This window comes from Verrucomicrobiota bacterium, from assembly GCA_016871495.1.
Lineage (GTDB): Bacteria > Verrucomicrobiota > Verrucomicrobiia > Limisphaerales > VHDF01 > VHDF01.
In genome coordinates, this window is sequence record VHDF01000041.1 from 1 (window position 1) to 19194 (window position 19194).

At 61.4% G+C, this 19194-nt stretch carries 15 protein-coding genes; 8 read left to right on the top strand and 7 right to left on the bottom strand.

Annotated elements, in window-relative coordinates; translation table 11 throughout:
- The first annotated feature begins 579 nt into the window (after positions 1-579).
- The 3 genes from FJ404_10695 to FJ404_10705 all read left to right on the top strand — a co-directional run bounded on the left by FJ404_10695 (position 580) and on the right by FJ404_10705 (position 6359).
- Positions 580-2316, top strand: coding sequence for a beta-lactamase family protein (locus FJ404_10695; GenBank protein MBM3823336.1), 1737 nt, complete (start codon positions 580-582; stop codon positions 2314-2316).
- A gap of 992 nt (positions 2317-3308) precedes the next feature.
- Complete coding sequence (locus tag FJ404_10700; protein ID MBM3823337.1) at positions 3309-4784, top strand: sodium:solute symporter family protein; 1476 nt, start codon at positions 3309-3311, stop codon at positions 4782-4784.
- Between the two features lie 174 nt (positions 4785-4958).
- Positions 4959-6359: a hypothetical protein gene (locus FJ404_10705; protein MBM3823338.1), complete on the top strand. Its 1401-nt coding sequence runs from the start codon at positions 4959-4961 to the stop codon at positions 6357-6359.
- Between the two features lie 39 nt (positions 6360-6398).
- Here the strand turns inward: FJ404_10705 and dnaG are convergent, their stop codons facing one another.
- Positions 6399-8210, bottom strand: a complete 1812-nt coding sequence (gene dnaG / locus FJ404_10710; GenBank protein ID MBM3823339.1) for a DNA primase — start codon at positions 8208-8210, stop codon at positions 6399-6401.
- 24 nt (positions 8211-8234) lie between these two features.
- Entirely contained in the window at positions 8235-8873 is a 639-nt protein-coding gene (locus FJ404_10715) for a CvpA family protein (protein MBM3823340.1), read from the bottom strand.
- Between the two features lie 317 nt (positions 8874-9190).
- On the opposite strand from FJ404_10715, the gene FJ404_10720 reads away from it, so the two are divergent.
- Both FJ404_10720 and FJ404_10725 read left to right on the top strand, forming a co-directional pair.
- The gene (locus tag FJ404_10720; protein MBM3823341.1) at positions 9191-9664 is read left to right on the top strand and encodes an arsenate reductase ArsC; all 474 of its coding nucleotides are present in this window, start codon (positions 9191-9193) and stop codon (positions 9662-9664) included.
- Positions 9665-10237: 573 nt separating this feature from the next.
- Positions 10238-10774, top strand: a complete 537-nt coding sequence (locus FJ404_10725) for a helicase (GenBank protein ID MBM3823342.1) — start codon at positions 10238-10240, stop codon at positions 10772-10774.
- Positions 10775-10836: 62 nt separating this feature from the next.
- On the opposite strand, the gene FJ404_10730 is transcribed toward FJ404_10725, so the two are convergent.
- Positions 10837-11322, bottom strand: coding sequence for a cyclic nucleotide-binding domain-containing protein (locus FJ404_10730; protein ID MBM3823343.1), 486 nt, complete (start codon positions 11320-11322; stop codon positions 10837-10839).
- 9 nt (positions 11323-11331) lie between these two features.
- A complete protein-coding gene (locus FJ404_10735; protein MBM3823344.1) occupies positions 11332-11988 on the bottom strand; it encodes a hypothetical protein in 657 nt (218 codons plus the stop codon).
- Positions 11989-12024: 36 nt separating this feature from the next.
- On the opposite strand from FJ404_10735, the gene FJ404_10740 reads away from it, so the two are divergent.
- The gene (locus FJ404_10740; protein ID MBM3823345.1) at positions 12025-12468 is read left to right on the top strand and encodes a hypothetical protein; all 444 of its coding nucleotides are present in this window, start codon (positions 12025-12027) and stop codon (positions 12466-12468) included.
- A 67-nt stretch (positions 12469-12535) separates the two neighbouring features.
- On the opposite strand, the gene FJ404_10745 is transcribed toward FJ404_10740, so the two are convergent.
- The 3 genes from FJ404_10745 to FJ404_10755 are packed head-to-tail and all read right to left on the bottom strand — an operon-like array spanning position 12536 to position 16667.
- Entirely contained in the window at positions 12536-14311 is a 1776-nt protein-coding gene (locus FJ404_10745; GenBank protein MBM3823346.1) for a LamG domain-containing protein, read from the bottom strand.
- On the bottom strand, positions 14308-15810 hold the full coding sequence (locus FJ404_10750) for a hypothetical protein (GenBank protein ID MBM3823347.1): 1503 nt from the start codon (positions 15808-15810) through the stop codon (positions 14308-14310). Before FJ404_10750 ends, FJ404_10745 begins: the two co-directional genes overlap by 4 nt.
- Positions 15807-16667 (bottom strand): radical SAM protein, encoded by an 861-nt coding sequence (locus tag FJ404_10755; GenBank protein ID MBM3823348.1) that lies wholly within the window; start codon positions 16665-16667, stop codon positions 15807-15809. Before FJ404_10755 ends, FJ404_10750 begins: the two co-directional genes overlap by 4 nt.
- 327 nt (positions 16668-16994) lie before the next feature.
- Here FJ404_10755 and FJ404_10760 point away from each other — a divergent pair, with 327 nt between their 5' ends.
- Positions 16995-17921 carry a ParB/RepB/Spo0J family partition protein gene (locus FJ404_10760; GenBank protein ID MBM3823349.1) on the top strand — a complete coding sequence of 309 codons (927 nt, stop codon included), beginning with the start codon at positions 16995-16997 and terminating at the stop codon, positions 17919-17921.
- Between the two features lie 23 nt (positions 17922-17944).
- The gene (locus FJ404_10765) at positions 17945-19126 is read left to right on the top strand and encodes a carbohydrate kinase family protein (protein MBM3823350.1); all 1182 of its coding nucleotides are present in this window, start codon (positions 17945-17947) and stop codon (positions 19124-19126) included.
- Positions 19127-19194: the final 68 nt, after the last annotated feature.

The following is a 19194-nucleotide window of genomic DNA, read 5'->3' on the forward strand; positions in this document are numbered from 1 at the left end:
CCGCTGCGACCCCTTCCGGGGTCGACGACGCTGTCGTGCTCAGGATCCGGGGGTGGCGCTCGTGCCTCAAGCCACCCCCGGCTAATAGCTGGCATCCCTCCGGGATGACCCGTGGTCGAGCAGGCTTATGTTTCGCGACCGATGCGTTGTCTTTTTCTCGCCGCCTCAGACCGTCGGATACTGAGACCACCAACCTCCGCATCGTCGATCGCCAACTGGGCTCATCCTGATTCCACCCCGGGTCAGGATGTCTGAGTCTAACCCAGCCCCGCCGAGCCCATCCAACCGCATGGCATGCCAAGGGCGAAATGTTTCGCTCATGCATCAACCTCCCTTTCAATCGTGCCACCCGTTCGGGCAGACACACCTTGATGCGGCGTAAACGCTGCGCTCCGCCGCCGGACCGCGCCGGCCGACCACGTCCGCATGCACCACGAGGAATGCCCTGTTTTGCTCGAGCTTGTTCAGATGCCGTCCAATGTTTAGCCTTCCGATCATCCTCCCGACTAACTTGAGCATCAAGTTAGTCGGGACGATCATGATAACTTCGGGGGATGTGATCGAATCAATCGATACTCGATGTCATCGATGCGAATGAATCTCAAACGGTCGGCTTGGCGCGGCTTCACGGGAGCCGGCGCCATCGGATTTTGCCTGTGGATGACCGGTTGCGCCACGACGGGTCCCCAGTCCAATCCGCGGGAGGCCCGAGTCGATCAGTTGTTCCAGGCTTGGAATCGTCCCGATTCGCCCGGCGCGGCGGTCGTGGTGGTCAAGGACGGAGCCGTGGTTTTCCAACGCGGTTACGGCTGCGCCAACCTCGAGCAAGGCATCCCCATCACGCCACAGACACGCTTCGACGTGGCTTCGGTCGCCAAGCAATTCACCGGACTGTCCGTGGCGATGCTCGTGGAGCAGGGCCAACTCTCCCTCGACGATGATGTTCGCAAACACCTGCCCGACGTGCCGGATTTTGGCCAGCCGATCACCCTGGCCCATCTGCTTTACCACACGAGCGGGTTGCGCGACTGGCCCGAGTCGTTCCTGCTGTCGAACCTCGATTTCGAGGCGCCCATCACTTTCGAAATGATTCTTGAACTGGTGCGGCGGCAGCGCGAGCTGGATTTCGCGCCCGGCGAACAGATGCAATACTCCAACACCGGCTACAACCTGCTCGCCGCCGTGGTCGCCAAGGTAACCGGCCAATCCTTCCGCGCGTGGATGGACACGAAGGTCTTCCAAGCGCTCGGCATGAAGCACACCCACGTGTGCGACAACCCCGCCGAAATCGTGCCCAACCGCGCCGAGTCTTACAGCATCAGCACCCCACCCGGCACACCGCGTCGCGTGACCAGCCAGTTGTCTGGCCTGGGCTCCAGCTCATTATTCATTTCCGCCGAGGATATGGGCAAATGGCTGCTCAATTTTGAAACCGCGCAAGTGGGCGGCAAGGCGGCGATCGCAATCATATGCCGTCCGGGATCCTTGAAAAACGGCGCGAAGTCCGTTTCTTGCTCCGGCCTCTTTGAGAATGATTACCACGGCCACAGAGTGCTCGAACACTCGGGCAGTTGGGCGGGGTATCGCAGCTTCACGAGGGTCATCCCGGAAAAACGACTGGCTGTCGCTGTGCTCGCCAACGCGGCCAACCTCAACCCTCAGCAGCAGGCGATCAAACTCACGGACCTGTTTCTGGATGACCCTGACACTGCAAAATCCAGGTCACAAAGCCCCGAATCGGGTGTGGCTGTGAAATCCGATCCTTCCACCTGGGACGCTTTCCCGGGCACGTACCGTTTAGGGGCGGGATGGCTGCTCACCATCACTCGCGAAGCCGACACCCTGATGACCCAGGCCACGAACGAAGACCGATTCAAAATGACGCCGGCCGGCATCAACACGTTCACGGTCGAGGGCTACAACCATCAAAAGGTGGAATTCGTCCGCCAAAAATCGGGTGCGGTCACGAACCTCGTTTACCGCGGCATCAACGCGCCGAAGCTGGATCTGCCGAAAATCGCTCCGGCGGACCTTGCGGCCTACGCCGGCGATTATTGGAGCGAAGAACTGCGTGTCGCGAGGCGAATCGAAATCCACGACGGAAAGCTCGCGACCCGTGATCGCTCGGGTCAGTGGCTCCACTTTGTGCCGACGGGCGTGGATCGTTTCGACGCGGACTTTGGCCGCTGGGCGCTTCAATTCACGCGCGATGGGTCCTCCGCGGTGGCGGAAATGAAAATCTCGGGAGGTCGCGTGCGCCATCTTCGCTACACGCGAACCACTCGACCGCAAGTCAATCTGCCGGGACTGAAATAGCTTCAGACCTCCTGACCTCGAAGCGGAAGGAAGGGTGGGGAGTGGAACGAAATGGAGCCGGAAAGAGGAGGTCTTGGACGTTTCGGAGACGGCAGGGAGGAATTGAAATGGGGCATGCACCTCGCGCAAGGGCCAGTATTTCCCGCCAGAGGTGTGGAGATGGACGAAGAACTTGGCCTGCCGAGTGGAGGGTTCCCCTCTCTGTCATCCTCCTCCCGAGTTGTGGTGAGCGTTTCGCGGGAGCCGCAATCATTGCCGGTGCCATTGACGCGCCAGCCGAGGCACGCCTCGGAGATGCTCGAATAGACGCGAAAATCCAGGAAGCAGCGCGCAGGGGGTGAAGCGGCGCGCCATCCCCTTCTATCCACTCCCCGGACGGGTTGCCCAGCCGCGAGGTGGCGATGAGAACGAGACGCGCAGGAGGAAAGAATCGCCCCCTTCTGTCGGAGCGCACCATTTACGGCCCTTCGGCGCTCGCTCATCATTCCGCGCCGAGTCCCTCTAGCCACACAGTCGATCACGCATGAAGTCCTTGCCTCACAACCAAACCCGTCCATCGAAGTCCTGGTGCTCTGCATGCCTATCCAACCCTGATATGGCGTAAACGCCGCGCTCCAGCCAGCAAATCGCGGGTGCTCGAGCGCGGATTCGGTGCCTCCGCAAGTAGTCGGGGCGCGCCGTTCACGGCGCTTCCGCTCGAGCCCATCGGCCGCGGCGATCTCCTCCCGCTCCATGGCCCGCCCTGGGTGAATGCCTTCGCCCTGGCAGCACCCTTGCCCGTTGAAGCTGCCATGCCCCTTTGAAGAGACGCCTTGAAGCGGCGTAAACGCCGCGCCCCGGCGCTGCCGCGCGCAGCACCGACAAACTCTGGATGCAACGGTGCGGGTGGGAGAACCGAATAAACGGTTGCCGGTCGATCGGCGCACGAGCATGCTCTCGAGAGCTTTCCCCATGAATCCAACGTTCCATCCGAACCGTCCCCTGCTCCACCCATGACTCAGTTTTCCTGGTGGGCCGACGGCAGCATTGTCGGACTTTACCTGCTGGCCACCATGGCCGCCGGACTGATGGTCCGCAAATACGTGTCCAAGGTGGACGACTTCCTGGTGGCCGGCCGGGAAATGAATGTCTATCTGGGCATCGCCTCGCTCGCGGCGACCGAGTTTGGCATTGTGACGTGCATGTACACCGCTCAAAACGGTTACGAGAAGGGATTCGCCGGAGCGGTCCCGGGATTCTGCCAGGCGATCGCCATGTTCGTCATCGGGGTCACCGGATTCTGCATCAAACCCCTGCGCGAATCCGGCGTGCGCACCCTGCCCGAACTCTTCGAGGAGCGATTCGGACCCCGGGTGCGCTGGGCCTCAGGCGTGGTGATTGTCCTGGGCGGCTTGCTCAACATGGGCGTTTTCCTGCGTGTGGGCGGCGAGTTCCTGACCCTGGTGTGCGGCATCGACGCCCGCTACTTGGAAATCACCATGACCGTGCTGCTGGTTGGGGTGGCCGCCTATACCATCCTTGGCGGCATGCTCTCGGTGCTGGTGACCGACTTTATCCAGTTCGTGGTCATGAGCGTGGGCATGCTTGCCGTCACCGTCCTGATTTTGTTCCACGTCGGATGGGATCGCTTGATCCAGGCTGTGGAGACCCATCGCGGCGCCGGAGGATTCAATCCCTTTGTCAACGAGTCCATGGGCTGGCCGTATGTCATCTTCAATTTGCTCCTGAACACGGCGGCCTGCCTGACGTGGCAGGCGGTGATTGCGCGCGTTCTTGCCTCCAAAGATGCTTCGACGGGACAGCGCGTGTATCGCGGCACCGCGTTTTTCTTCGTCTGCCGTTTCATGATTCCGGGCCTGTGGGGCATCGCCGCACTGGCCGTCCTGGGGCCCCTGGCCCCGGGTGAAAACACGCTGCACGCGATGCCCAAGTTCCTGGCGACATTCCTCCCCATCGGCATGCTGGGATTGCTCGTGGCCGCCATGCTTGCGGCGGACATGAGCACGGATTCCTCCTACATGCTGACCTGGGGAAGCGTGATTTATAACGACATTCTGGCCCCGTTTCGAAAGAACGCCTGGAGCGAGAAAAAGGGGTTGCTGGTCAATCGTTTCATCATCGCCCTCATCGGGGTGTTCCTCCTCCTCTACGGACTCTGGTATCCGTTGAAGGGCGATCTTTGGACCTACCTCGGTGTCACCGGCACGATTTATCTCTCGAGCATGACCACGCTCGTCATCGCTTGTTGTTATTGGAAGCGAGCCAACAACTGGGGAGCCTCGGCCGCCATTGTGGTGGGCGCAGCGGTTCCGGTCACGTATCTCATCCTGGAGCAAAATTCAGCCACGGCAGCCTGGGCCAAGCAGGTGGGACCCTATTACTCCGGCATTGCCACCTACGTGCTGGTGGCGCTGGCCATGGTGGTGGGCTCGCTCTTGAAACCACAGCCCCGGGAGAAATCGTCATGAAGGATCACTGGTTTTGGACGGCGGTATTGATCGCGGTCGTGGTGTGGTACTCCACCATCACCCTTTACGTCGGAATTCGAGGAACCCTCGACGTGCGCTCGATGCTGCGGAATTTGAAAGCGCGGCGCGATCGCGAGGATTGATCTCCGACCCCGGGCACCCGGGTGAGTTGCTATGCGCGTCCCTCGGGGATTCAAGAAACGGGCGGTCCTCGCGATTTCTGCCGCGTTCCTGGCGGTGGGGTTGGGTTTGTTGGACGGAGTGGATTACTCGCCCTATTTCCAGCAAGCCTGCTTTCAGCGCACCCAGGAACGGTGGCTTCAGACAAGCGCGGATTTCTCAGTCGTGGACGGCCCCTTGGAAGCGGGGTTTGGCCGCGCTCAACTGACTCCGTCGCAGGAGTCTGGTGCGTCAGGTTCGCCCGGGAGGTTTGCTTCAGTGCCCTTGGCCGGCTACGGCGCGAGAAAAGGCAGGCCCGCCGAAAGCGTTCACGACGATGTCTGGGTCAAAGCCGTGGCGTTGCGCGTTTCAGGGCGGGTCGGAGTGATCGTAGGAGTCGAAGCGCTGATCGTGCCCGAGGAAATCGCTCATGCGAGTTTGGCGCGACTGTCACGCGAACATTCCTTGTCAAGAGAGCAAATCTACTTTGGCGCCACCCATACGCACTCGAGTCTCGGGGGGTGGGGGCAAGGCTGGGTGGCGGAGCAATTCGCGGGACCCTTCACCCTGGGCGTCAGGGAGTGGTTCGTGGACCGGATCGAGGCAGCGGTTCGAGAAGCGTTGAAGGATTTGCAACCGGCACAATTTGGGCACGGCAGCGTGGCAGCGCCTCAATTCGTGAGAAATCGCCTGGTCGGCAACCTCGGTACGGTGGATCCGGACTTCCAGTTTCTCGCATTTCGGCAGCAGTCCGGACGGATGGGACTGGTGGGGAGCTATGCGGCCCATGCCACCGTGTTGCCTTCGAGGTTCATGAAATTCAGCGGCGATTATCCGGGAGTCTGGTGCCGTGAGGTCGAGAGTGCGACGAGGGGATTCGCCATGTTTCTCGCCGGATCCGTCGGCAGCCATGCGCCTGTTCCAGGCGCTTCGGACTGGGAGGGCGCCGAGCGCATGGGCAAAGGCCTTGCACGCGTCGTGCTCGACCGGATCCCGTCCACCCGCCTGACGAATCAGGTGCGTTTCGGAATGACGGGTCTCAAAGTGGAGCTCCCGGAACTCCATGCCAGGATCACGGATGGACTGAGGCTGCGTCCTTGGGCCGCCCGCTTGCTGGTGCCGGCCTCGCCCGACGCTTTCCTGCAAGGAATCCGGCTCAACGACGCCATGTGGATGGGGACCCCGTGCGATTACAGCGGGGAATTGGCCGTGGCTTGGAGGGAAAGGTGGCGCTCGCGCGGAGTGGAAAGCGCCATCACGAGTTTTAACGGGAGCTATGTCGGCTACGTCATTCCCTCGCGCTACTATCACCTGGACGGGTATGAATCCCGCACCATGTCGTTCTTCGGACCGGCGGTGCCGGACTATTTCGAGGCGTGCCTGCGGGGCATCGCGGATACCCTCACACGGCACTGACCAGACTCTGGGATAAACGACCGGCGAGGTTGCCGGAGATCAAGGCCCCGGTTTGGGCAAGGGTGTGGCGAGGAGCGATTGCAACGCCTTCAATTCGGCGATGATCTGCTGATGTTCCGCGGAGTTGGCATTGATTTCGCCCAACTTTCGATTGAGCTCCGACCTCTTGCTTTTCGCAAATCGATCGCGGATGCGTCCCAGCGACATTTGCAATTCGAGGGCGGGGTTCTTGGTGGCCTGGCTTTCCATCGCGGCCCGGCTCAAGAGCACGCGCAAAGATCCCGATGGAACTTGATCCAGAAACGAGGACGCCCCTCCTGCACCGCCAGACGGTTCGTCCTGCAGGATCCTTTCGACGACCGCTCGCAGGCCGCGATGTTCGAACCAATCCAGCCGGCCGTGGGCTCGCGCGTAGGGGATCAACTCAGGATGACTGAACAACAGGGCCAGGAAACGCGACTCGGACGCGTTGGGCTCGGATTCGGTCTCGGCTGCTTCCGGTTCGGCAGCAGGATCTTCGTCCTCGGCCGTCGCACGGCTCGCGAACGGGGCTTGCTTGCGAAACTCCATCCGCACGGCTTCGGCCGAGACGGCGAGGGCTTGTGCTGTTTTTTGGGCGTAGGTGTCGATGAGAACCGCGCTGCCGGTTTTTCGCACGGCTTCGCCCATCGCGCGGACGATGGCCAGGCGGCCGCGATCTCCTTGGGACGCATGGAGGGACAGCAGCCGCCGCAGCAAGAAATCGAAGAAACCCTCCGCCTTGGCGATAAGTTCGCGAAAGGCCGCGGCACCGAAGGCTTTGATGAAGCTGTCCGGATCATGGGGAGAGGGCACCACCGCCACGCGTGCGGCCAACCCAACCGCGAGCATGGGGTCAAGGGCTTTGACCGCGGCGTTCTGACCGGCTGAATCGCCGTCGAAACAGAGCACGACTTCCTCCGTGTAGCGTCGCAAAATGCGGGCGTGATCGGAGGTGAAGGCGGTGCCTTGCGGCGCGACGACGTTGGTGACGCCTGCGGTGTGACAGGCAATGAGGTCAATCTGGCCCTCACAAAGAATGGCCTGCTTGGCGTCAAGAATCGCCCGCTTCGATTTGTCCAATCCGTAGAAAACCCTGCCCTTCGTAAAAATGGGTGTTTCAGGCGAATTGACGTATTTGGCGGCTTTCGCCTCGGGATCGAGAAGACGTCCGCTAAAGGCGATGATTCTCCCCTGCTCATCGGCGATGGGAAACATGAGGCGTCCGCGGAATCGGTCGTAATAACCGTCCGCCCCCTCGCGCTTCACGATCAGTCCGGCCTGTTCGACGAGGGAGATTTCAAACCCCTTCGACTTCGCCCAATGCAAGGTGTCGTCCCAAGCGTCCGGCGCAAAACCGAGGCGAAAGCGCTGGATGGCATCCGCCGTCACGCCGCGTTGCTGGAGATAGGCCCGGGCGGCTTCCCCGGCGGCGTCATGAAGGAGGCATTGTTGCCAGCGTTTCGTGATCTGCTCGTGCAGACTGAGCAGGGCGTCCTTGACGAACCGCCGTTGCTCCGCGCCCGGTTCCTGGGAAAGCTCAAGGGGGATGCGGGCGCGTTCAGCCAGCCTTTGCACGGCCTCCATGAACCCCACCCCTTCGTATTCCCGGATCCACGTGAAAACGTCCCCGCTCTTGTTGCATCCGTAACAATGGAAGATCTGCTTGTGCGCGCTGACGTAAAAGCTGGGAGTCTTCTCTTTGTGGAACGGACAAAGCCCGCGGAAGTTGGCGCCGACGCGTTTGAGCGGAACGCTGGTCCCTATAATCTCGACCAAATCGCTGGCGGCGCGAATTTGCTCGAGGGTCGCAGGCGGGACGATTCCCGGCATGGGCGGAAATGAGGCGCGGGAAACCTACTTCCGGCGCTCCATGGCGTCGTTGATGTCCCGGTTCGCTTTTTCCTGAAAGCTGTCCCGCATCGATTTCACGTCGGAAGGCAGGGCGGGCTTGATCAACAAGAATCCCAGATGTTTTTGGATGAGAGGACCGAGAAAGGAATGTTTGAAGATGTTCTTCTGCATTTCGCCGTGACGCGAAAAAAACGCGCTCCCGTAGACATCCTTGTCCTGCTTCGCAATCGCCGCCAGTTGAGCCTCGGGGTAAAGCCGGGCGCCGAACAGGGACAGGAACACGATCAGCATGCAAAACCAGCGGATCATCCCGGAAATCATGCCAAGATAATACTCGAGCGGGCCGAAAATATCGCTGCCCAAAAGCTTTTCCCCGGTCCCTTTCTTCACCAGCACAAACAGGATTTTGACGGCCAGCAAGAGGCTCACATAACCCCAGATGTTGGCATACAACTGGGACAACCCGGCGGAGACGATAAACGTCGCGACGTGCGTATAAAAGAGCCCGGCCACTGCCACCATCGCCAGCCATTGAATGAGAATCAGCAGTTCCTCGGACATGCCGCGACGACGGCCTCGCAACAAACCGATCACGAGCAGGACGCCAACGATGAAATCGAAGAGTGTGGGGCTGTAGTTCATCCAGAATCAGTCAGTGGCCTTCTTGCGCAAGCCGATGACACTCTACAGAAAGTCTGGCTGCTGGCCAGCCGGAAAAGGAAGCGAAGAACGCTTCCCTGTCCGAGCGAGCTCGCTGCTGAAACCAGTCCCGCCAGCAGGATGGAACAGGCGCGGAATGTCTAACCCTTCGTTCAACACGCCTCGCGCCGATCGACCTCGCTCACCGGCCTCTTTGGGATGCGCTGCGCCGCTCTTTCGACGGCAAGGAAGACTTGCCTCAGATCGGTGTTTGCCGATAGAAGCGAGGGTGTGACGAATTTGGAATCAAATTCGTCGCCATGAACGCGCCCGACTCCACTCCCCTCATCCTGGTCCTTTGCACCGGCAACTCCTGCCGGAGTCACATGGCGGAGGGATTCCTGCGGGCGGCATCCCAGGGGCGATTTCGGGTTGCGAGCGCGGGCAGCAAGCCCGTCGGCTATGTGCATCCCCTCTCCATCCAAGCCATGGCGGAAGCAGGCATCGATATCGCCTCGCATCATTCCAAGCACCTCTCCGAGTTTCTGAATCAACCCGTCGAGACCGTCATCACGGTCTGTGGAAAGGCCGACCAGGCGTGCCCCGTTTTTCATGGCCAGGTGAATCGGCATCACTGGCCCTTCCCCGACCCGGCTCACGCCGAGGGGAGCGAAGAGGAGCAACTGAAAGTATTCCGCGAAGTGCGGGACGCCATCCGACTCGTCTTCGAAGCCTATGCCACGGGGCGTCTGGATGAAGCGCGGCGCCCAACCCCAATGCTGCCCCCGCTCTGAACGGGCATCGTTTTCCTGCTTCCTGAATCCGGGCCTCCCGGTCGTTCTTCTAGGGCCCCGGAGCGCGGCGGTGTCGTCCTTCAACCTGCCGCAGCACGTTGAAGAATCTGGAGTCTTCCGACCTGTCCGCGCGCTGCGGCGGGTCTCCGACCCAGCCGCGCTCTCCCAAATGAGACTTCCCCGAACTTTTTTACGCGCGTTGCGACCATGAACCTCAGCACGCGGCACTGTGTCACCATCAGGGTGGTGATTTGAGGTTCATGGGCAGAATGGCTGCGGTGCCTCCAGAGGTTGCCGGTGACCGGGTTGTCGTGGTAACGCAGACAGCCCTGTCTGCTGTATCGCAGGCTGCCCAGCCTGCGGGGCGACGAAGGGAACCAGGCGCGTGGAGAGCAGGGAAGGGCCTCGTGCTTCACCCGCCGGGCCGACGGGCCGTCGGCGATACGGCAGGCTGGGCAGCCTGCGCCACACGATAGATAACTTCGGGAGGCACGGGAAGGACTGCGGGCCACCGTCCGGGACTTGCGCCAGGTGGTGGAGCCCCTTTAACCTCACGGGGTATCCTGTCACGTCGTGAGCAAGAATATCGTCTATTTTGATTTGGAGACCCAGAAGTCGGCGGACGAAGTGGGAGGCTGGGATCGCATCCGGGACATGCGCATGAGCGTGGGCGTGACGTATTCCACGGCGCGCGGACAGTACCGGATTTACGGAGAGAAGGAAGTGGACGCGTTGATCCAGGAACTCTTGCGGGCCGACTTGGTGGTGGGTTTCAACCATCTGCGATTCGATTACGAGGTGCTGCACGGCTATTCAATTGTGGACCTGCGCCAGGCGCCCACGCTGGATTTGATGGTGGATCTGCAGCGGGTGGTGCAGCGCCGGCTTTCACTGGATTCCGTGGCCGGAGCGACGCTGGGCGTGGAGAAGACAGCTGAGGGCCTGCAAGCCATCCGATGGTATCGGGAGGGCAAGCTGTTGGAGATTGCCGAGTACTGCTGTTACGATGTGAAGATCACCCGGCTCGTGCATGAGTACGGCAGAGCTCAGCGCCAAGTCTTCTTCCACAATCGATTTGGGGCGAAGCAGTCCGCTGCGGTCGAGTGGTAGACTTCGACAAGACGCTTGAAACTGCGGGGAACCCACCGACTCGGGCGGGGTGGGTTTGGTTCTTACTTCTTGGGACCGCCCATGGAAGTGCTGGCTTTGCGAAGCCGGTTGGACAATTCGACGGCGATATTCTTCATCACCACCATCCCGAGGTGCGGCTCGCGTTGCACAAGTTCATTGAAGGCGGAACGCTGAACGACGAGCAGGATGCTTGCTTGGGAAGCCAGGGCGTGCGCATTCCGCGCCGCGCCGTCCAAGAAGGCCAACTCCCCGAAAATCTGTCCGTTCGCCAGGGTGGCGATGGCCTTGGCACCTTCTTCCAGGCAGATATCCACCTGGCCGCGCATGATGACAAAGGCTTCGTTGCCCTGGTCGCCCTTGTTAAAGATCTTCTCCCCGGGGCGGTAGAGTTTTTGGGTGAAAAGACGCGCGATTTTACGGAGCTCGCTATCCCCCAAACCCGAAAAGATGGGCAGGCCGCGCAGGAGATTAATCACCGCCACCCCGATCTTTTGATCCTGGAAATTCCGATCCACCAGGTCGGCCATTTGCCGGGCCTAGTTCGTCAGCGTGAACTGCTCGGCCGAATAGACCATGTTCAGCTTGGCCAGCTTGACCACATCGACGTGGCTTCCTTTGAGGAAGAGAAAGGCCGGCATGTAGGCGACCGGCACAAACCCGAGCTGTTCGGCGGTTTTGAGCATGCGCGGGGAGGTCATCACGACGTCCATCTCGGCAAACACCGCGCCGAGCTGTTCCTGCGAATATTTGACCACGTGGCTCAGGAGGGTGCCAATGCTCAGGTCGTCTGCGGAAAACGAGTCGAAAACGCGCACACAACGGTCGAGTTCGTCGAAGTGGTAGGCAAGCCCCGCCACGATTTGTCCGTCGCGGCTGGCAAGGACAGCGCGAAGACCCTGTTCGGATTTGATCCGCATCATGCCCTGGCCCAAGCTGCCGCCACGCGAGATTTCGACGGCCGGATTGGAGGTCATGACCTGCGTGCGCCACAACTCGAAATCGTCGTAGGTGGCGTCATTGAGCTGCAATTCAACCTTGAGCGGGCAGCCGGTGACACCATCCCGGATGGTTAAGGGATTGCTGATGCGAAGGGTCTGCAGCACCGCCGCCGCGAGCTCGCCCACTTGGGGGAGAGATTCGGAGATTTGCATCCGGTTGACGACGTCCGGACGCGGAAACCAGGGGTAATACAAAACGCTTTGCCGCGTCCGGTGGAGATGCTTCGAAGGTTGAAAGCCGGCGCAGACATAGCCCAGTTCCTCGAAAAGGATCTGCTGCGCGTTGTCGGAGGCAAGAACACGCGCTACCACGAGCTGCTGCCGTTGTTCGGCGAGCTCGTTGATTTTCAGGAGGAGATTCTGGGCGGAGCCGTCACGATAAGCTTCGGGATGGAAGAGGCAGCGCCCGAGATTGGCGACAGGGTTTTGGCTTCCGGGTTCGGCCGGAATGATGGTCGCAGAGGCGAGGACTCTTCCGGCATCGTCGGAAAGCTAGGTTTCGCCTCCGACGGCGGCATCCAGCTCTGTGGCGGCCCAAGCCGTGTCATAAACCTGCTTGTCAGGATAATCTTCCGCGAGAACCGCTTTGACGAGATCGACCCAAATGGGTGCGTCAGCGGGGGTGGCATTGCGTATCGTGGCTGGCATGCGTGGCAAATCGACAGGCGCTTCTGAAAACGAGCATGGATCAAACACAACCCCGAGACCAACTGTAATCGTGAAGCAGGAACCGCATCGGCCTTTACGGCAAAGTTTGACGGACCAGCCGTCCCAATTCACGCGGGTCCAAGGCATGCGAGTACCACCGCACGTCTCGAAGACGTCCTCGGAGGTAATCGTTCGAACCGAACCCAAGTTTAAGCGGCATTTCCGGGCTGGCGTCGAGCGGAGGCGAGCTCAACTCACCGGAGGCAGCCACCGGCTTCCCCCCCACAAACAGCCTGAGCCGGCCTCCCTCTCGAGTGGCCGCCAAGTGGTTCCAGCCCGCCGGCAGGGATCGATCATGGGTGACATTCTGGCCGGATTCGAACGACCACACTTTGCCCGAAGGCAAGGTCCCACAGAAGAGCCGGCCATGGAACTCGGCCATCGTCCAGGCCCGCCGGTATTTGACCCCAGGCGTGGCATCGAGTTGAACCATTCGCTTCCAACGATCCGGCCCGTCGCACCGATAGACCTCTGCCTGGGGCAGGGTTCCGGCGTAAAGCATGCCATTATGAACCATCATTCCCATCACTTCCAATTCCTGTCCGAGCCGGCCCCAATCTTCCCAGCGATGATCACCACCGTATCGATAAACCCGGCCTGTGCTCCAAGTGCCAACCATCAGCCGTCCGGAGTGAACCGCGAACGAGTAGGTCTGCGTGTTTTCCTTCGGGCCGACTTGGCCGCAATCGGCCCAGGATTCGCCGTCGTATCGAAACACGTGGCCCTGGTCATAGGAGGACGCGAAGAGAAACCCGTCGTAAACACACATCGCTTCCACGCGCAGATTTCCTGGGGTGGGGAGAGGCGTCCAACGCTTCTGGCCTTCGTAGCGGAAAAAACCCGCCGGACGATACAGCGAAGACGCATAAAGTGCGCCTCGATAAACCACCAGACCACCCACGGCCTCGGTCCCCGGAAGCTGGCCGCAATCTTCCCAGCTCCGACCGCCGCGATAGCGAAACACTTTTCCGCCGGAGTGGGGATTCGTCGATTCAGGAAGGGCGGAACCCGCCAGACGATAATTCGCGACACCCGCATAAAGCTGGCCATTCCACTCGGCCAGCGCAGAAACGGAGTTGCAAGGAGCTGGGCTCCCGCAATCGGCCCAGTCTGTTCCCCCGCGAAAATGGTAAACGCCGCCGCGCTCCCCCGGCCCGGGCTCACAGGTGCCGGCGTAAAGTCCTCCGTCATACGCCGCAAGCGCGAACACGAGCACCGCGTTGCCGGGACGGCCGTGATCGATCCAGGGGGCGGGCTGCTGCCCGTCATCCAGGCCGAAGTGCACTTGCCGGGCATTGCTCTGGCTTGTCGTGACTCCCGTGTGATGCGTGATGCGAAGTCCCCAACCCTTGCGGGACCTCGGATCGAACTGGCTTAGCACATCGCCAAATGCATCGTCCTGCTCTCCTTCGGGCGGAAGCCAAACCCAAACAGCGATCGTGAAATCGCGGCGTCCGATTTCGAGAGCCGGGCCGGACGGGATCTCGATCCAAGCACCCCGTCCATCAAACACGGCCAAAGAGGACCGGCCTTTTCTTTCAAACCGAACCCCATGATTGACGCCGTGATGCCCATGACCCGAGGTGTCACGGGCATCGCTTTCCAGTTTCCAATGGCCCAAGAGCGCGGGATGCAGACGCGGACCCGTCTCCGCACGGGCGAGCAGCCAGCACCACGGGAGCAGCAGCGAAAGGAGGAGTGAAACTGGGACTCGGAGGGCGGCGCCAAAATTCCCCCGCGCCGTGCCTGTCGCGGTTCTCGGACGGGTTCCAAGTCCAGCGACCTTTCCAGACAGGGCACCGGGGCTCATCGAAGATCGATGCACGCCATCTCCACCGCGTTCCGAATCAAGAGGCGTCCGTCCGCCATCGCATGCTGGTTCCAGGTCTTGCCTCGAAGGGCCTCCATGCGCAGCAGTTCGCGAGGTGCTTCCGGGGAAACTTCGATAAAAGCCACGTCCCCATTGCCACAGAGGATGATGACGTGCCGACCGGCGGCAAGAATTTGACCATAGCCATAACGCTCCCCTTTCCAGCGCCGCTCGCCGGTTTCGACGTCGACGCAAGCCAGACGATCCTCGTCGAGTCCATACAGCGTGCCATCGATGAGCACCGAGCTGGTGAACTTGTTCTTCATGGAGAGGTTTTTCCAGAGCGTGCGCGCGACCCAGGAGCCGTCGGGCTGCGTCCCGATTTCGATCATTTCGCACCCGGTGCCGTAGCTGGCGGAAAGGAACACGCGCTTGTCCCCGACCACCACGGGCTGAGCAATGTTTCGATTGCCCATTTTCACAACCCAAGAATGGGACCAGATCAACGTGCCACGCTCCGGATCGAGCCCCACCACGCGATCCTTGGTGGCGGCGAGAATCTGGGAACGCCCGGCAATCCGGGCCAACACCGGGGTGGAATAAGCGGCCTCGTCCTCAAGCGTTTGCCACAGTTTGGTGCTGCTTTGACGATGGTAAGCCACGAAGGATGACTGCCGCGGTCCCCCCGCAGCCACCACCACCGCATCGCCCACCACCAAGGGCGAGGCGGCACAACCGTAAAACGGCAACTGGGCGTGCGCGTCGAGGAGGATATTGGTGCTCCAGCGTTCCTGTCCTTGCGTCACACTAAGACACTTCAGCGTGCCAAGACCACCTAGAGCAAAGACATGTCCGTCGGCGTAAGCGGGCGTCGCGCGAGGACCCTCGCCTCCCAGAGACTCGGTGAACAATCCGTAGTAGGCATGGGCCCAGACCTGCCGGCCCGTTTCCAAATCATAAGCCGCCACCACTTCCTCCTTGCGACGCTGCTCGAGGGTGATGGCGAGTCCGTGAACCACAATGAAGGAAGCATAACCCCCTCCGACAGGCTGCTTCCACATCACCCTGGGTCGCACCTCGGCCCAATTGGTCCGCAAGGATCGTTCGCGATAGTGACCATCCCCATCAGGCCCGCGGAACGCGGTCCAGTAAGCCGCCCCGCGCGCAGACGCCCCCGCAGCATTGGTGGAGGAAGTGCCGGCGGTCTGGCCGCGGTGCCGTTCTAACGCATCATAGTCGGGCAGGGTCGGCGTTCGGGTGAACGCAGGGACATAGCCTCCTCTCCACTCGACCTTGAGCCATTCCATCCGGACTAAAGCCGCACCGATCAAAGCGGTGTAAATGAGGGACACGCCGGCGATGAAGACAGTCCCGAAAAGTTTGCCCACCATGCCAAAGCGCGATCCGGTCCAGAGCAGATAGAGTCCCCAAGGCGGAAAGAGAAACGTGCCGCGACGGAGTTGGCGCAGAGCGGCCTGGCGGGCAGGATCGGAGTTCACAACGATGCGGGAACGGGGCTTTCGAGGAAGGGGCCCAGCCCAACCTTCGAGGGTTCAAGGTTTTCCTGAGCCAGCGCGTCGAGGAGGCGGCCTTCCGTCATGATGAAACGTTCGCGTTTGTAGAGCAGATAGTCCCCTCGAACAGGTTCCGGAGTCAGGTTGATCGTGGCGAGATTGGCGCCGCATCGCAATCCTCGGCGGTAGCCTTCACCCGGTTGCGCGAGATGGAGAGCGCTGACGGCGGGAATGATCCAGTCCGGCCGGGCAAGTCTTAACAACGCCATGCTGTTTAACGTCTCGTCGATGCCGGCAGCGCTCGATCCCGCATGCGGGGTTGATTCACCAGGAATAAAGGGGCTGACACTGCAGCCGATGAGCGGCAGCTCGGAGGCAAGCGAAACCGCGGCCTCGAGCTCCCGGGAGGCGGACTCCGGATCAGGACCCGGGGAGACGAGACTCGCAAGGCCGGCGATGAATCCCGAACTCACTTTCCAGCCCGCGCCCGCCAGATAGCGAATATGGCGCAATCGCTCCGAAAGGCTGCCCGGCGCCCGTAACGCCTGGTAGTGGCCGGGGTCGGCGGACTCAAACTTCATGATGTAAATCGAGGCACCGGCCTCCCGCAAAGCCTCGTAAAGTTCCGTGTCCAGGGTGCCCAAACATACGCTGACGCCCAAGGTGCCGCTTTCCTTGAGCCAGCGAATCAGAGGCAGCGCCACTTCTCGAACCGCGATGGGATCTTCTCCCGCCTGAAGATTCACGTCGGTAATGCTGGAGGGCCGGTGATCAAGCAGCAACTCGGCGAGGTCCTCGGCCCGCGCCCTGAATCTCGGCAGGGCCTTATGATCGCGCCGCATGCCGCAATAATCGCAGTTCTCCCGGCAAAAGTTGGATATCTCTCAATCACCGCGCGAACGAACACCTTGTTGCCAAAGCGCGCACGGGTGGCCTCACGGGCCTCCTCATGCAATGCCTCCTGAGCCAAGCCGGAAGCCAGGAACTGCTCCCGGCGGGCGGAGGAGGAAGGCACATGCACACCGCGAGTTAAAGCTCCTCCTGCCATGCGGGCAACGGAATTATGAGCCCGCTTCCAGCCTCATCCCAAACACCGTCACCCCGCCACAGCGGAGACGGAAAAGCTTTTTTCTTGGTTCGCCGCCCGTCTTCAACTCTAGTCTTCGGGCATGTCGAAAACCGCACTCGGAAGGGGCCTTGGAGCGCTGTTAGGCGGCGCCCAACCCTCCAAGCCAGCCGCCCCGCCCCCGCCCTCGTCCGCCCCGGCGGCGGCCCCCGCGGAAAACACGGGCTTGGCGAAACTCAAGCTGGAATCGATTCGCCCCTGTCCCCTGCAACCGAGGAAGCATTTTTCAGAAGACTCGCTCGCGGAATTGGCGGCCTCCCTCAAAGAGAACGGCTTGATCCAGCCCCTGGTGGTCCGCCCCCGCGGCGGTTCTTACGAGTTGATTGCGGGCGAGCGTCGCTGGCGCGCCGCCCAGCAGGCGGGATTTCAGGAAGTCCCGGCCTGGATCCGCGATGCCTCGGACCGCGAGGTGCTCGAAATGGCGTTGGTGGAAAATCTGCAACGGGAAAACCTCAACCCCGTGGAAGAAGCGGCGGGGTTCGCTCAACTGCTGTCCCAGTTTCAACTGCGACAGGAAGACGTGGCCGCAAAAGTGGGCAAAAGCCGGGTCCATGTGGCCAACACCCTCCGCCTGCTTCGGTTGCCCCAGGAGGTGCTCGCGCATTTGCGGGACGGCAGAATTTCAGCGGGCCACGCGAAAGCCATCCTCGCGCTCAACTCGGCCGAGGAACAGCGCCTGGCCTGCGACAAGATCATTCGCGACGGATTGACGGTCCGAGCAGCGGAGGATCTTGCGCAACGATTGTCCGCGGGCGCCCACCCGGATTCCAGCCGGCGAAGCGGGCGAAGAGGAAACGCCGCGGGAGGAGGCAACCCACATGCCGCCCGCCTCGAGTCGCGCCTGCAGGAACGCTTCCAAACCCGCGTCCGTCTTCGCTACCGGCAGGGGAAAGGCTCCATCGAAATTCAGTTTTTCTCGGACGAGGATCTGGAGCGTGTCTTGGGTGCGGTGGGATTGAATCCCGAGTAGGTTGAATGGTTCGTCCTTCCATCATGAACACATCCCCAATCGCCAAAGCCTCGACGCGTCCCGATCCCGAAACGTTGCGAGAACGTTGCGGACGGCGGCTGTCCGAGGCTGGACCCGCCCTGAATCGCTTGAAGGTGTTCGCCGGGTTCGACGGATTCGTGGACCGGATCATCCATGTCGTGGATCAGCGCGAAAATGCGGAGCGATTCTCGCGGTTGCCGACCATCGAACGTTTCGCCTCCCGCGCGGCGGCGGCGGCCGGCAAGAGCACGAACTTCGAACTGGTCCAACAGCAGATCAAGCTCGGGGGCAACGGCCCTATCCTGGCCAACGCGCTGGCAACGTTTGGCGCCCGTTTGACGTATGTCGGCGCGCTGGGCTGGCCGTCGGCGCACCCCGTGTTCGCGCCGTTCACCGAGCGCGCCCAAGTGCACAGCGTGGCGGATCCAGGACTCACCGATGCGCTGGAGTTCGAAGACGGCAAACTCATTCTGAGCAAGTGCGATCACTTGCGCGACGTCAACTGGCCGAATCTGGAAGCCCGCTTCGGCCGCGAACGTCTCGCCGAAGCATTCGCCTCCTCCGAGCTCGTGGCGTTCGTCAATTGGACGATGCTCCCGGCCATGAGCGACATCTGGGAAACCCTCCAGCGCGAACTCATGCCCCAGTTGTCCGGACCTCCCCGCCGCCTGTTTCTGGACCTCGCGGACCCGGAAAAAAGGCGTCGGGAGGACATTCGAAGAGCCCTGGAACTCATGGTTCGATTTCGCGGGCCGTTCAACGTCACGCTGGGCCTGAACGAGAAGGAAGCGGGGGAACTCGCCAAGGTTCTGGAATTACCCCCTCGTCCGCGAACCGAGGAAGGCTTGGCGGAGCTCGCACAGGCCTTGCACGAGAAGATCGGCGTGGACACCTTGGTCATTCATCCCGTTCGTTACGCGCTGACGGCTTCGCCGAGCGGCGTGGAGGTCGTCCAGGGTCCTTTCGTGCCGAATCCCAAAATCACCACCGGTGCCGGCGACCATTTCAACGCGGGGTTCTGCCTCGGTCAAATGCTGGGGTTCAGCGACGCCGAGTCATTGCTCATGGGAGTGACGACCAGCGGCCATTATGTGCGAACGGCGCAAAGCCCGACCCACCAGGACCTGCTCGCCATGTGGAAGCAATGGCCCGGCGCAGGATCCGCTGCAGTGTCTAGACCATGAGGAATGCGATCGTGAACAACGTTGCCGGGCAGAGCGAATTTCGACCACTGTCCAAAGCCCAGCCGGCC

Excerpts from the sequence above, each read along its gene's own strand:
- FJ404_10765 (MBM3823350.1), top strand. The coding sequence starts at position 17,945 with ATGAACACATCCCCAATCGCCAAAGCCTCGACGCGTCCCGATCCCGAA.
- FJ404_10705 (MBM3823338.1), top strand. The coding sequence starts at position 4,959 with ATGCGCGTCCCTCGGGGATTCAAGAAACGGGCGGTCCTCGCGATTTCT.
- dnaG (MBM3823339.1), bottom strand. The coding sequence starts at position 8,210 with ATGCCGGGAATCGTCCCGCCTGCGACCCTCGAGCAAATTCGCGCCGCC.
- FJ404_10695 (MBM3823336.1), top strand. The coding sequence starts at position 580 with ATGTCATCGATGCGAATGAATCTCAAACGGTCGGCTTGGCGCGGCTTC.
- FJ404_10715 (MBM3823340.1), bottom strand. The coding sequence starts at position 8,873 with ATGAACTACAGCCCCACACTCTTCGATTTCATCGTTGGCGTCCTGCTC.
- FJ404_10745 (MBM3823346.1), bottom strand. The coding sequence starts at position 14,311 with ATGAGCCCCGGTGCCCTGTCTGGAAAGGTCGCTGGACTTGGAACCCGT.
- FJ404_10720 (MBM3823341.1), top strand. The coding sequence starts at position 9,191 with ATGAACGCGCCCGACTCCACTCCCCTCATCCTGGTCCTTTGCACCGGC.
- FJ404_10755 (MBM3823348.1), bottom strand. The coding sequence starts at position 16,667 with ATGCGGCGCGATCATAAGGCCCTGCCGAGATTCAGGGCGCGGGCCGAG.
- FJ404_10760 (MBM3823349.1), top strand. The coding sequence starts at position 16,995 with ATGTCGAAAACCGCACTCGGAAGGGGCCTTGGAGCGCTGTTAGGCGGC.
- FJ404_10730 (MBM3823343.1), bottom strand. The coding sequence starts at position 11,322 with ATGGCCGACCTGGTGGATCGGAATTTCCAGGATCAAAAGATCGGGGTG.
- FJ404_10700 (MBM3823337.1), top strand. The coding sequence starts at position 3,309 with ATGACTCAGTTTTCCTGGTGGGCCGACGGCAGCATTGTCGGACTTTAC.